Annotated in this window: 12 protein-coding genes; all 12 read left to right on the plus strand. The window is 40.6% G+C overall.

The window, feature by feature from the left end; translation table 11 throughout:
• Positions 1 to 66: 66 nt before the first annotated feature.
• The 12 genes from rplS to xerC all read left to right on the plus strand — a co-directional run bounded on the left by rplS (position 67) and on the right by xerC (position 13,459).
• On the plus strand, positions 67 to 411 hold the full coding sequence (rplS, locus tag DV702_RS02480) for a 50S ribosomal protein L19 (RefSeq protein ID WP_114923302.1): 345 nt from the start codon (positions 67 to 69) through the stop codon (positions 409 to 411).
• A gap of 108 nt (positions 412 to 519) precedes the next feature.
• Positions 520 to 1,083 carry a signal peptidase I gene (gene lepB / locus DV702_RS02485; RefSeq protein WP_114923303.1) on the plus strand — a complete coding sequence of 188 codons (564 nt, stop codon included), beginning with the start codon at positions 520 to 522 and terminating at the stop codon, positions 1,081 to 1,083.
• 18 nt (positions 1,084 to 1,101) lie between these two features.
• Positions 1,102 to 1,950: a ribosome biogenesis GTPase YlqF gene (ylqF, locus tag DV702_RS02490; RefSeq protein ID WP_114923304.1), complete on the plus strand. Its 849-nt coding sequence runs from the start codon at positions 1,102 to 1,104 to the stop codon at positions 1,948 to 1,950.
• A 124-nt stretch (positions 1,951 to 2,074) separates the two neighbouring features.
• Positions 2,075 to 2,848 carry a ribonuclease HII gene (locus DV702_RS02495; protein ID WP_114923305.1) on the plus strand — a complete coding sequence of 258 codons (774 nt, stop codon included), beginning with the start codon at positions 2,075 to 2,077 and terminating at the stop codon, positions 2,846 to 2,848.
• A complete protein-coding gene (locus DV702_RS02500; protein ID WP_114923306.1) occupies positions 2,845 to 5,130 on the plus strand; it encodes a hypothetical protein in 2,286 nt (761 codons plus the stop codon). The genes DV702_RS02495 and DV702_RS02500 overlap by 4 nt, the downstream gene beginning before the upstream one ends.
• On the plus strand, positions 5,127 to 5,408 hold the full coding sequence (locus DV702_RS02505) for an EscU/YscU/HrcU family type III secretion system export apparatus switch protein (protein ID WP_114923307.1): 282 nt from the start codon (positions 5,127 to 5,129) through the stop codon (positions 5,406 to 5,408). Before DV702_RS02500 ends, DV702_RS02505 begins: the two co-directional genes overlap by 4 nt.
• A gap of 126 nt (positions 5,409 to 5,534) precedes the next feature.
• The gene (gene sucC / locus DV702_RS02510) at positions 5,535 to 6,695 is read left to right on the plus strand and encodes an ADP-forming succinate--CoA ligase subunit beta (RefSeq protein WP_114923308.1); all 1,161 of its coding nucleotides are present in this window, start codon (positions 5,535 to 5,537) and stop codon (positions 6,693 to 6,695) included.
• Between the two features lie 18 nt (positions 6,696 to 6,713).
• A complete protein-coding gene (gene sucD, locus DV702_RS02515) occupies positions 6,714 to 7,616 on the plus strand; it encodes a succinate--CoA ligase subunit alpha (RefSeq protein ID WP_114923309.1) in 903 nt (300 codons plus the stop codon).
• Between the two features lie 76 nt (positions 7,617 to 7,692).
• Positions 7,693 to 8,571: a DNA-processing protein DprA gene (dprA, locus tag DV702_RS02520; RefSeq protein ID WP_205407207.1), complete on the plus strand. Its 879-nt coding sequence runs from the start codon at positions 7,693 to 7,695 to the stop codon at positions 8,569 to 8,571.
• Positions 8,572 to 8,696: 125 nt separating this feature from the next.
• Complete coding sequence (gene topA / locus DV702_RS02525) at positions 8,697 to 10,772, plus strand: type I DNA topoisomerase (protein ID WP_114923311.1); 2,076 nt, start codon at positions 8,697 to 8,699, stop codon at positions 10,770 to 10,772.
• A 37-nt stretch (positions 10,773 to 10,809) separates the two neighbouring features.
• On the plus strand, positions 10,810 to 12,120 hold the full coding sequence (trmFO, locus tag DV702_RS02530; RefSeq protein WP_114923312.1) for an FADH(2)-oxidizing methylenetetrahydrofolate--tRNA-(uracil(54)-C(5))-methyltransferase TrmFO: 1,311 nt from the start codon (positions 10,810 to 10,812) through the stop codon (positions 12,118 to 12,120).
• Between the two features lie 439 nt (positions 12,121 to 12,559).
• A complete protein-coding gene (xerC, locus tag DV702_RS02535) occupies positions 12,560 to 13,459 on the plus strand; it encodes a tyrosine recombinase XerC (protein ID WP_114923313.1) in 900 nt (299 codons plus the stop codon).

Consider the following 13,459-nt stretch of genomic DNA (forward strand, 5'->3'; position numbering starts at 1 on the left):
ATTTTACTGCTGTTCCGCTGCAAATGCAACTCGTGCAAGAACTTCAGAAAAGAAGGAGAGAAAAACATGCAAAAATTAATTGCAGACATTACAAAAGATCAGTTACGTACTGAGCACCCTTCATTCCGTCCAGGCGACACGCTTCGTTTGCACGTGAAGATTATCGAGGGTACACGTGAGCGTATCCAGTTATTCGAAGGTGTTGTTATTAAACGCCAAGGCGGCGGCATCAGTGAAACGTTCACTGTCCGTAAAATTTCAAACGGTGTTGGAGTAGAGCGTACATTCCCTGTACACACACCAAAGCTTGCTAAAATTGAAGTAACTCGTCGCGGTAAAGTTCGTCGTGCGAAGTTGTACTACCTACGTAAGCTACGTGGTAAAGCAGCACGTATTAAAGAACTCCGCTAATCAGATATGCACAAAACGAAGGGAGGCCGCACATTTGGCCTCCTTTCTTTTTGCTCATAAAGCTAATTGGCTGTACAATAATAACAGACAAGGCAGGAGGCTGGATTGATGGAAGAGAAAAAAACAAAAAGTGAAGGTCTTGAATGGATTAAAGCACTTTTGATCGCATTTGGATTGGCCGCAATTATCCGTGTATTTTTATTTACCCCGATTGTCGTAGATGGAATTTCCATGATGCCGACACTTGAGCATGGGGATCGTATGATTGTCAATAAGATAGGTTACACGATTGGAGAACCAGAGCGTTTTGATATCGTTGTATTCCATGCACCTGAACAGAAAGATTATATAAAGCGTGTCATAGGATTACCAGGCGACACTGTAGAATATAAAGACGATGTTCTTTATATAAACGACAAGCCGTATGAAGAACCATACTTAGATCAATACAAAGCAGAAATTCAAGAAGGAACATTAACAGAAGATTTTACGTTACATGACATACTGCAGACGGACTCTAATGTAGTACCTGAAAACAGCATATTTGTGATGGGGGATAATCGTCGGAAAAGTAAAGACTCTCGACATATCGGCCCTGTTGAAATCGATGAAGTGATCGGAAGCACGAGTGTTATATTTTGGCCGATCAAAGATATCGGTTTCGTAAAGTAACGAGAGGAGACAATAGATATGGCAATTCACTGGTTTCCCGGTCATATGGCGAAGGCAAGAAGAGAAGTATCGGAAAAGCTGAAATTAGTTGATATTGTGTTTGAATTAATAGATGCCAGACTTCCTTTATCATCACGTAACCCGATGATTGACGAAGTGATTCAGCAAAAGCCGCGCCTATTAATATTGAATAAGATGGATTTAGCTGACGAGGTGCAAACAAAGCGCTGGATCAGCTATTTCGAAGCACGTGGTTTTCGTACAGTGGCGATCAATTCATTCGAAGGTGTTGGGTTGCAAACAGTCACAAAAGCGGCAAAAGAAATATTGCAGCCAAAGTTTGACCGTATGAAACAACGCGGAATTCGTCCAGGCGCCATTCGTGCGATGATAGTCGGCATTCCCAACGTCGGAAAATCTACATTGATCAACCGGCTTGCTAAAAAGAATATTGCACAGACAGGAAATAAACCTGGTGTGACCAAGGCTCAGCAATGGATCAAGTACGGTAAAGAACTTGAATTATTAGATACACCTGGTGTACTTTGGCCGAAATTTGAAGATCAAGAAGTAGGTTTCAAACTAGCCTTAACGGGAGCAATAAAAGATTCTATCTTAAATATGGAAGAGTTGGCTCTCTACGGTTTACGCTTTCTGGAACAACACTATCCAGAGCGTTTGGAACAGCGCTATCAAATGAAAACAATAGATGAGGATATTCTATCGATCTTTAATAAAATCGGTGAACGTCGAAAAGTGTATAGTACCGGCGGCGAAATTGATTATGATAAAGTAGCTGAATTGATCGTCCGGGACATACGTGAGCAACAAGTAGGTAAGTTGACATTCGACTTTCCCGAAGAATGATAAAATTAGAAAGCGACGGTTTAGGATAGATATCCTTGAACCGTTGCTTTTTTATCGAAAAAAATAATTATAAACCGATATAATACATAGACAACACTTTAGCGAGATGGACAGGTGAATAAAATTGACAACTATACAGGACATTAAAAATAAATTACAGCAATTGCAAGAACCGAACGAGTGGCTAGAAGAACTAGGAATCGATGAACGAAAAGGTGTACAACTCGCAATTACTCAATGGCGAAAGAAATATGAAAAAAAACAACAACTACTTGAAGCGTATAGACAAAAGCAGGCTTTTGATCAATCGTATAAGCGGACTCTGAGCTGTTTAGTTGCAGGAATAGATGAAGCGGGAAGAGGTCCGTTAGCGGGGCCGGTCGTTACAGCCGCAGTGATTTTACCTGAAGAGTGCATGGACTTAGTAGGGGTAGATGATTCAAAAAAACTATCAAAAGAACAAAGACAGTTTTTTGCGCATGTAATTAAGGAACAGGCTATAGCGTACTCAGTTCACGTACAACCGGCGGAAGCGATCGATGAACTAAATATCTATCAGGCTACAAAACGCTCTATGGAAGAGGCTACAGACGCGCTTGCAGTCAAACCGGACGTTGTATTAGCTGATGCGATGAATATAACTGTAAACAGTTCCTCCTACTCAATAATTAAGGGAGATGAAAAAAGCTTAGCTATCGCTGCAGCTTCCATACTAGCCAAAACTACACGAGACGAATTAATGGATGAGTTACATGAACAGTTTCCTTGGTACGGATTTAACGTAAACGCAGGATATGGAACACCGCAACACTTAGAAGGATTAAAAATACACGGTTTTTGTCAGCATCACAGAAAAACGTTTGAACCTATTAAAACGATGTGGAGGGATCGACAATGAATATGGGTCCTTTATCTATTTCATCCGCAAAAACATCTTCCGCAGAAGCCCAGCCACTTACGCTAAAAGAAGGCCAAATGATTCATGGGAAAGTGCAGCAACTATTTCCTGGTCAAATGGCGCAAGTCCAAGTGGGCAACCAACAACTGCATGCCAAGCTAGAGGTTCCATTACAAGCGGGTGATCATTACTATTTTAAAGTCAACGGTACAGAGCCGGAATTGAAGTTACAAGTGATTTCGGGTCCTATAAAGAGTACAGAAGGGCAAGCGGTACAATTATCAAAGCTCATGGAATCGATGAATTTGCCTAAGACACCCGAGATGAAGGAATTGCTCGCAATGGTCATTAAGCAAAAGATTCCAATGACAAGAGAGAATTTACTTGAAGCAGCCAATCTATTAAAGTCTGTTCCAGAAAATATGAAATCAAATGCATTTGCAGTGATTAGTAAAATCGCTGAAGCACGACTGCCTTTCACACCAGTAGTATTTCAGTCATTGTTGCAAGCACAAACGGGAACCATTACACAACAACTCACGACATTACAAGCAGCGATTCTACAAGAACCAAACCTTCCGCCTGCTGTACGTGGCCAGCTGCTTCAAACGTTACAGGCACTCGCAAATCCTGTCAGTCAATCAGTTGGAAAAGAGTTACTCCATCAAAGTATTTCAAAGTTAGTAGATCCACAAGCGAGTAAAGCGGATCGATTTGCTGCATTGCAGTTAGTAAAGAGTGCAAATATCCTTCCGCCTCGCGCATCTTTAGCTAATTTACCACAAATACTTGCACAATTAGTCACCCAGACAGGCGCTGAAAAAGTATCCACACTGCCTATGACAGTCGTCTCATCTGCAATGACGGATCAATCTATGCCTAAAGCGCTACAGAATCTAGTGCAACAAGTAAATCAAACTCCGGCAACGAATCAATCGACAGTACAGACAGTCATTCAAAACCTAGCGCAACAACTGACGAATTCAACAGTGCCGGCATCAGTGAAGAACACACTACAAACCTTGTTGGCGCAATTTACCAACCAACCGGTAACCGAGTCTTCAAAAAGTGCTTTCATACAGCAGTTCAATCAAGTGTTTGCTATGTCAGAACAGTCATCTGCAACACCTGTATCGACAAGCCAATCATCGCTCAACCAGACAGCGAGTCAAATCAATGCAACCACTCAACTACCTATACAATCTAATCCGACAATGGCGGTGGTACAGACGATTCAAAATACGCTCAGTCAACTGAATCAAACGTCCGTAACAAATGGTTCTGCGATGAAAGAAATCACTCACAATTTAACACAACAGCTAAATCAACCGACAGTACCGGAATTAATTAAAAATGCTTTACAGCCAATAGTGCAGCAATTTAGTCAGCAGCTACCGAGTGAAAGTGTAAAAGCCGCATTTATCGAACAGTTCAGCCAAACGCTTCTGCAACAGGTGAGCGCTCAAGAGACATCTACAAGTACGGCTTCTACTATCCAAGTCCCAAAGGAAATGCAACAAGTAATTCCGTCACTTCTTTCACTTCCACCGGAACGAGTAGAAGATGCTATGCGGACACTACTTCAAATTGCAGAAAAATCTACTGCTCCGGAAATAAAGCAAATGATTCAAGCCGCTGAAGTACAACTTTCACAAGCGATGAATGGACCGGTTATGAAAGAAGCTATGCAAAGTATAGTAAGTACATTAGGCTTGAATTATGAAGCGTTGTTAAACAGCAAAGAACCCGAATTGACTAACTTGGCTAACACGTTGAAACCGCAGTTACTCGCATTATTACAAGATTCTACTCTGTCACCCCAATTACGTGAAGCGACAGAAACGATGGTTTTGCGTATGAACGGTACGATAATTCAGACCGCAGACACAAGCATTCAGCAACAGATTATTATGCAATTACCCGTTGAGCTTTTCGGCAAGAAAATAGATGCCACCTTACAATGGAATGGACGGATGAAAGAAAACGGCCAAATCGATCCAGCGTTTGCGAGGATAATATTTTATTTGGATTTGGAATCATTGAAGACAACTATGGTGGATATGCATGTACAAAATAAAGTAGTTAATTTAACAATTTTTAATGAGCAGCCTTCTTTACGGACGTCCGGACTTTCACTTCAACCACTGCTTAAAGAAGGATTGGAGCGTATCGGATATAAATTATCCGGTATTACATTCAAGCCTTTTACAGAGTCACAGCAAACTGTAAAACCGGTAAATATACCGCATACTGATGAGGGAGGAGTGGATTACAGAATATGAAGGAAGAACGCTATAAACGAAAAGAAGCTGTAGCATTATCTTATGAACCGGAAGTTTCCGATGCTCCGAAAGTGATTGCAAAAGGGAAAGGAAAAATCGCCGAAACTATTTTGGAGCGTGCGGAGGAGCATAATATCCCGATACAGGAAGATCCAAGCTTAGTGGAATTGCTTGGTCAATTAAATGTCAACGAGTCCATACCGGAAGAGTTATACCAAGCTGTTTCTGAAGTATTTGCTTATATTTACCGACTGGATAAAGAAAGACAAAATAAATGAATAAATAATTGGAATATAAAAAAATTTATTATGCAATAGTCATTCTTGGACAATGTGTGACGGTTTGATTACAATAATAAAGTAGTTGAGTATCAAGCAATTGTAAATCGAATGGAGGCAGTACTTATGAACATCCATGAATATCAAGGGAAGCAGCTTCTGAGAGAGTACGGTGTTGCTGTTTCGAAAGGCCGTGTTGCATTCTCACCAAAGGATGCCGTGGCGGTTGCCAAAGAAATTGGTACTTTACCGGTAGTGGTAAAGGCGCAAATTCATGCGGGTGGTCGAGGAAAAGCTGGCGGAGTGAAGATTGTTAAAAATCTTGATGAAGTACGCGCTGTTGCAGCTGAATTGATCGGTAAACAACTGGTAACGCATCAAACGGGACCAGAAGGACAAGAAGTGAAAAGACTTCTCGTCGAAGAAGGAATTGACATTGAAAAAGAGTTCTATATTGGACTTGTCGTTGACCGTGCAACTGATCGTGTAACATTAATGGGATCAGCTGAAGGTGGAGTGGAAATTGAAGAAGTAGCGGAAAAAAATCCGGAAAAAATCTTCTATGAAGTGATCGATCCAGTCGTTGGATTGGCTCCTTTCCAAGCCCGTCGTATGGCATTTAATATGGAAATACCAAGCAATTTAATTAATAAAGCTGTAAGTTTATTTTTAGGTTTATATAAAGTATTCAGTGATAAAGACGCGTCAATTGTCGAAATTAACCCTTTAGTTGTGACAAAAGATCAGCGTGTATTGGCTTTGGATGCAAAGTTTAATTTTGATGATAATGCAATATTCCGTCATAAAGATATTGTTGAATTACGTGACTTTGATGAAGAAGATCCGAAAGAAATCGAAGCATCTACTTTTGATTTAAGTTATATTTCATTAGACGGAAATATCGGTTGTATGGTCAATGGTGCAGGTCTTGCGATGGCTACTATGGATACCATTCATTACTATGGCGGAGAACCCGCTAACTTCCTTGACGTTGGGGGCGGCGCAAAGAAAGAAAAAGTTGCCGGCGCTTTCAAAATCATTTTGTCTGACCCGAAAGTAAAAGGCATATTCGTCAATATTTTCGGTGGAATTATGAAATGTGACGTTATCGCTGAAGGGGTCATCGAAGCGGCTAAAGAAGTTGAACTTCAAGTGCCACTCGTTGTACGTCTGGAAGGTACAAATGTAGAACGCGGGAAAGCACTGCTTGAACAATCCGGTATCAATATTGTATCGGCTGATTCTATGGCAGAAGGCGCGAAAAAAATCGTTGAGTTGATAGGATAAGAAAGGCAGGTACAACACATGAGTATTTATGTTGATAAAGATACAAGAGTCATTGTACAAGGAATTACAGGTTCCACTGCCCTGTTCCATACACAGCAAATGTTGGAATATGGTACGAAAATAGTCGGCGGTGTGACACCTGGTAAAGGCGGTCAAACAGTTGAGGGAGTTCCAGTTTTTGATACTGTTGAAGAAGCTGTCAAAGCAACTAATGCGAACGTTTCCATCATTTATGTACCAGCACCTTATGCTGCCGATGCTATTATGGAAGCAGTCGATGCAGAACTTGAAATGACTATTTGTATTACAGAGCATATTCCAGTGCTTGATATGATTAAGGTCAAGCGTTATATGGAAGGAAAAAAGACGCGTTTAATCGGGCCGAACTGTCCGGGTGTTATTACAGCGGATGAGACGAAAATCGGTATTATGCCTGGCTATATCCACACAAAAGGTCATGTCGGCGTAGTTTCGCGTTCTGGTACGCTAACATACGAAGCGGTTCATCAATTAACGCAAGAGGGAATCGGTCAGACAACTGCGGTTGGTATCGGTGGAGACCCTGTTAATGGTACGAATTTCATCGACGTATTGAAGGAATTCAATGAGGATCCTGAAACGTATGCAGTCGTTATGATTGGTGAAATTGGCGGTACTGCCGAAGAGGAAGCTGCAGATTGGGTAAAAGAACATATGACAAAACCGGTTGTAGGGTTCATCGGTGGTCAGACAGCTCCAGAAGGTAAACGTATGGGGCACGCAGGTGCGATTATCTCGGGCGGTAAAGGTACAGCAGCAGAAAAGATTAAATCTTTAGAAGCAGCAGATATCCGAGTCGCAGAAACACCATCCGTAATTGGGGAAACACTTATTACTGTTCTGAAGGAAAAAGGACTATACGAAAAATGTAAAACGAAGTAAACTAGAAGGTGTAGCGGGAAATTCTGCTACACCTTTTTTCGTCCTCTGCTTGTAGTGTCGAATAAAGGAGATTACTATGCAATTTACTATCCAACAGAAAAAATTATTAAGTCTACATTATATTCATCCTGTACCTTTTCATCGTTTTCAAGTATTAATAGAAGAAAACCCGGCGTTGGAAAAATTAGAAACCTACTCTACTGAATATTGGACTCGATTGCTTAATTTACCGAAAGAGAAAGCAGTTCAATTTACTGAACGATACAAAGAAATAGAACGGCTTCCGTTAGTAGAACTATTGGAGAAAGTAAATTGTTCTCCTATTACTATATTTCACCGTAATTATCCCGAAGAACTTAAACAATTATATGATCCACCTGCGGTTATTTACTGCATGGGAAATGAAAAGTTATTGAGAAGTAGATTACGCGTTGGAATTATCGGCTCACGTCAAGCGACATATTATTCAAAAAAAGCATTAGATTTTATCGTTCCCCCACTTGTTGACCGAAACATTCCGATTGTCTCAGGTTTGGCAGCAGGTGCTGACACGATGGCACATCAAGCAGCCATGGATTTTGGCGGTGAAACGATAGGCGTGCTAGGTCATGGATTTTCCCATATGTATCCTAAAAAGAATATGAAAATCGCGCAGGAAATAGCGAAGAATCATTTGCTTATAACAGAGTATCCACCGTATTTTTCACCGGCCAAATGGACATTTCCTATGCGTAATCGGATCATTAGCGGACTGTCAAATGCTCTCGTCATTACAGAGTCAGTTGAGCGCAGTGGGACGATGAGCACAGTTGAACATGCACTGGATCACGGAAAAGAAATTTTCGCTGTTCCGGGTGCTATCGATTCGCCTTTATCAGCAGGCCCAAATAAGCTGATAGATGAAGGGGCTAAGCCATTATGGAGCGGCTTCCAAATACTCGATTCTTTACTGTAAATTGATGAACCTCCCGAATGCAAAATGTTTAAAAGGTTGCAATATCCGCAAAACTGTTATACATTTTGCAACAGATATTCTTTTGATGAATAAATAAAAAGAAATCTCTCTGAGGAGGGAATAATATGGCAGATTACTTAGTAATTGTAGAATCACCTGCTAAAGCGAAAACGATTGAACGATACTTAGGGAAAAAGTATAAAGTAAGTGCTTCACTTGGACATTTACGTGATTTACCTCGCAGTCAAATGGGAGTAGATACCGAAAATAATTATGAACCGAAGTATATTACGATCCGGGGAAAAGGGCCAATTCTTCAAGAATTAAAAAAAGAAGCGAAAAAAGCGAAAAAAGTCTTTCTCGCAGCTGACCCGGATCGCGAAGGGGAAGCCATTGCTTGGCATCTATCACATCAGCTGGGTGTGGATATTGAGTCTGATTGTCGCGTAGTATTCAACGAAATTACAAAAGATGCGATTAAAGAATCATTTAAACATCCGCGTCCTATTAATATGAATTTAGTAGATGCTCAACAAGCCAGAAGAATTTTAGACAGACTGGTAGGTTACAACATCAGTCCGATTCTTTGGAAGAAAGTAAAAAAAGGATTGTCTGCAGGGCGTGTTCAATCAGTTGCATTGCGTTTGATTATTGATCGTGAAAACGAAATTAATGCATTTGTACCTGAAGAATACTGGAGTATTACAACACAGTTTACAAAAGATAAAAAAACATTTGAAGGCACGTTTTATGGCGATGCTAAAGAAAAAATAAAGCTGACGAATCAAGAGCAAGTAGAAAAAATCGTAAACGCACTTGAACCGGATGAATTTGAAGTTGTTAAAGTAGTGAAAAAAGAACGTAAGCGGAATCCTGCGCTTCCTTTCACTACATCTTCACTTCAGCAAGAAGCAGCGCGTAAATTGAACTTCCGTGCAAGAAAGACCATGATGCTAGCACAGCAATTATATGAAGGAATTGCGATTGGAAAAGAAGGGACAGTCGGTTTAATAACGTATATGCGTACAGACTCGACCCGAATTTCTGACACAGCGAAAGACGAAGTGAAATCATTCATACAAACTATGTACGGAGAAGACTTCATTTCTACTGTAACGACTAAAGCAAAAGCAAAGGCAAATACACAGGATGCACACGAAGCGGTACGTCCGACTTCAGCCATGCGGCCCCCCGATGCTATGAAGGGATTCTTATCAAGAGACCAGTATCGTTTGTACAAGTTGATTTGGGAACGCTTTGTAGCAAGTCAAATGTCGCCGGCGATTTTGGATACTGTGACTGCTGATTTTTTGAATGGCGATATTCGCTTTCGTGCTTCGGGTTCTCAAGTGAAATTTCCGGGCTTTATGAAAGTATATATTGAAGGCGATGACGATCAACAAGAAGAGAAAGAAAATATTCTTCCGCCGCTTGAAGAAGGCGAAAAAATCACCTATGCAAATATCGATCCGAAACAACATTTCACACAGCCACCGCCAAGATATTCGGAAGCGAGACTAGTAAAAACTCTTGAAGAATTAGGGATAGGCCGTCCATCGACGTATGCGCCTACACTCGATACCATTCAAAAGCGTGGATATGTTACGCTGGATGCAAAGCGGTTTATTCCCACAGAACTTGGCGGAATTGTTCACCAAGCAGTGAATCAATATTTCCCTGACGTTATTGATATTGAGTTCACTGCACAAATGGAACAAAGTCTCGACCACGTAGAAGAAGGTAGTATTGAATGGCGTAAAGTGATTGATGCCTTTTATCGCGATTTTGAGAAGCACGTTGAAGTTGCTGATGCGGAAATGGAAAAGATTGAAATTAAAGATGAGCCTGCTGGTGAGGATTGTGAAAAGTGCGGATCTCCAATGGTCTATAAAATGGGACGATATGGAAAATTTATGGCTTGCTCAAATTTTCCAGACTGCAGAAATACGAAAGCAATCATTAAACCTATCGGGGTAACATGTCCGAAATGTAAAGAAGGCGAAGTAGTCGAGCGTAAAAGTAAAACGAAAAGAATCTTCTTTGGTTGTGACCAATACCCGGAATGTGATTATGTATCATGGGATAAGCCCATTTCTCGACCATGTCCGAAATGTCAGCAGACGTTAGTGGAGAAACGATTGAAAAAAGGTGTCCAAATTCAATGTACAGAATGCGACTATAAAGAAGAACCACAAGGCTAACTAGGCAATTGAACATAACGAGAAAGAGGTATTTGAAATGACACAAACTGTAAATGTAATTGGTGCTGGATTAGCAGGCAGTGAAGCAGCTTGGCAACTCGCGAATCGAGGGATTCAAGTAAAATTATTCGAGATGCGCCCAGTCAAGCAAACCCCGGCGCACCATACAGACAAATTTGCAGAGTTAGTGTGTAGTAACTCTTTACGAGCTAACAACTTAACGAATGCTGTAGGTGTAATAAAAGAAGAAATGCGCCAGTTAGATTCATTGATTATTCAATCGGCAGACCGCTGTGCAGTTCCTGCTGGCGGTGCGTTAGCGGTTGACCGTCATGAGTTCGCAGCAAATGTTACGGAACAAATCCGAAATCATCCGAAGATTGAAGTGATTAACGAAGAAGTTACAAAGTTGCCCGATGGCATTACAGTTATCGCTTCAGGTCCTTTAACTTCACCGGCCCTTGCGGATGAGATACGCGAACTAACCGGTGAAGATTATCTATATTTTTATGATGCTGCCGCTCCGATTGTAGAAAGTGACTCAATCAATATGGATAAAGTCTATTTAAAATCTCGTTATGATAAAGGTGAGGCAGCCTATTTAAATTGCCCGATGAATGAAGAAGAGTTTGAGCGTTTCTATCAAGCGCTCATATCGGCAGAAGTCGCTCCATTAAAAGACTTTGAAGAAGAAATGTATTTTGAAGGGTGTATGCCAATTGAAGTGATGGCAAAGCGTGGAGTGAAAACGATGTTATTTGGTCCATTGAAGCCTGTAGGCCTTGAAGATCCAAAGACAGGAAAAGAACCGACGGCTGTTATTCAGTTAAGACAGGATAACGCAGCGGGTTCACTGTACAATCTGGTCGGTTTCCAAACGCATTTAAAATGGGGAGCGCAAAAAGAAATCCTGCAATTGATTCCTGGACTGGAAAATGTAGAAATTGTGCGTTACGGAGTTATGCATCGGAATACATTTATCAATTCTCCTAGAGTGCTAAATTGCACATACCAGTTAAAGTCCCAACCGACTATTTTCTTTGCTGGACAAATGACAGGTGTAGAGGGATATGTTGAATCTGCAGGGTCTGGTCTAATTGCTGGAATCAACGCCGCACATTTGGCTCAAGGCGGGCGCCCGATTCGTTTCCCGAGAGAAACTGCACTTGGCAGTATGTCGCGTTATATTACGGAAGCAGATCCGAAAAACTTCCAGCCAATGAATATAAACTTCGGATTATTTCCAGAGCTAGGTAAACGTATTCGTACAAAAGCAGATCGTGCAGAAAAACATGCGAAACGTGCATTGAAAGCGTTGGAAGAGTTTAAAGAATCGACGACAATTTAATCACAAACTATGGGGTTGTCCAGAAAGTCAGTAACGTCTGATTTTCTGTGATAGCCTCTTTCTTTGTGAAATCAAATCATCTGTCATCGGTTCATTATAGAATGAGTAGATGTGCTGATCGTTTGATTATGTATAATATAGCTCCTCTATTCATGTTAGAAGAAACTTAAATGCGAAAAAGACGTCACATTACACAGGGGAAGTAGAAATTATTAGAAAAGACCGCAAAATATTTGAACGTCATGTGTCAAATGAAGAGTTTTAGGGAATAACTGACCGTGGATCAGTTTTCAAAGTTGCCCAAAAATCCTTGCTATTGTATAGTGTGTCATGGAGAACATTTGGACTAAACTATACATTCCAAACTATATACATTAAAGAATCTTTAGAATATTTGGTAATAAATTCAATTGCTTACAATTCGTTAAGAGGTGATCGAATGGTACCTGAAATAAAAGAATTGGCAGATGAATATGTATCTTATATCCGCTTGGAGAAAAATTATTCATCCTACACTGTAAAAGAGTATGAAAAAGATCTTCAAGAGTTTTTGGCGTTTCTAGAAGAAGAAGGAATCGATGATGTAAGAGATATAGAATATCCTGTAGCTAGACTTTATGTCACACGACTATATGATCGTAAGTTTGCGAGAACTACTATTTCCAGAAAAATTTCATCCATACGTTCATTCTTTAGATTTATACATGCGCGCTATTCCATTGAAGATCAGGCGTTCCGTTTGCTGTTTCATCCAAAAAAAGAGCAGCGTTTACCTGCCTTTTTTTATGAGCAGGAGCTAGAAAAACTTTTTGACGTGACGATGGGTGATGACTTTCGTTCATTGCGTGATAGAGCATTACTTGAATTACTGTATGCTACGGGAATTCGAGTAGGCGAATTAGTCGCTATAGAAATCCAAGACGTAGATTTTTACTTAGGTATTGTGAAAGTGATGGGTAAAGGTAGAAAAGAACGTTTTGTGCCATTTGGCAGCTTTGCGGAAGAAGCGCTACAAGAGTATATGGAATGTAGTCGTCCAAAGTTAATGAAGCAAAAACAACATGCGAGTCTGTTTGTTAATTTACGTGGGGATCCACTGACTGATCGTGGAGTTAGATATGTTTTAAATGATTTGATGGAGAAAGCAGCGCTACATGCAAAAATCACACCTCATATGATTAGACATACATTTGCAACGCATTTACTAGGAGCTGGTGCAGATCTTCGTTCCGTGCAAGAATTGCTCGGTCACAGTCATTTGTCGTCCACACAAGTGTATACTCACATTACAAATGAACATTTGCGTCAAACGTATTTACAAACGCACCCTCGTGCATAG

It is taken from the genome of Sporosarcina sp. PTS2304, from assembly GCF_003351785.1.
In the GTDB taxonomy this organism is placed as follows: domain Bacteria; phylum Bacillota; class Bacilli; order Bacillales_A; family Planococcaceae; genus Sporosarcina.

Excerpts from the sequence above, each read along its gene's own strand:
- rplS (WP_114923302.1), top strand. The coding sequence starts at position 67 with ATGCAAAAATTAATTGCAGACATTACAAAAGATCAGTTACGTACTGAG.
- lepB (WP_114923303.1), top strand. The coding sequence starts at position 520 with ATGGAAGAGAAAAAAACAAAAAGTGAAGGTCTTGAATGGATTAAAGCA.
- ylqF (WP_114923304.1), top strand. The coding sequence starts at position 1,102 with ATGGCAATTCACTGGTTTCCCGGTCATATGGCGAAGGCAAGAAGAGAA.
- DV702_RS02500 (WP_114923306.1), top strand. The coding sequence starts at position 2,845 with ATGAATATGGGTCCTTTATCTATTTCATCCGCAAAAACATCTTCCGCA.
- DV702_RS02505 (WP_114923307.1), top strand. The coding sequence starts at position 5,127 with ATGAAGGAAGAACGCTATAAACGAAAAGAAGCTGTAGCATTATCTTAT.
- sucC (WP_114923308.1), top strand. The coding sequence starts at position 5,535 with ATGAACATCCATGAATATCAAGGGAAGCAGCTTCTGAGAGAGTACGGT.
- sucD (WP_114923309.1), top strand. The coding sequence starts at position 6,714 with ATGAGTATTTATGTTGATAAAGATACAAGAGTCATTGTACAAGGAATT.
- dprA (WP_205407207.1), top strand. The coding sequence starts at position 7,693 with ATGCAATTTACTATCCAACAGAAAAAATTATTAAGTCTACATTATATT.
- topA (WP_114923311.1), top strand. The coding sequence starts at position 8,697 with ATGGCAGATTACTTAGTAATTGTAGAATCACCTGCTAAAGCGAAAACG.
- trmFO (WP_114923312.1), top strand. The coding sequence starts at position 10,810 with ATGACACAAACTGTAAATGTAATTGGTGCTGGATTAGCAGGCAGTGAA.
- xerC (WP_114923313.1), top strand. The coding sequence starts at position 12,560 with ATGGTACCTGAAATAAAAGAATTGGCAGATGAATATGTATCTTATATC.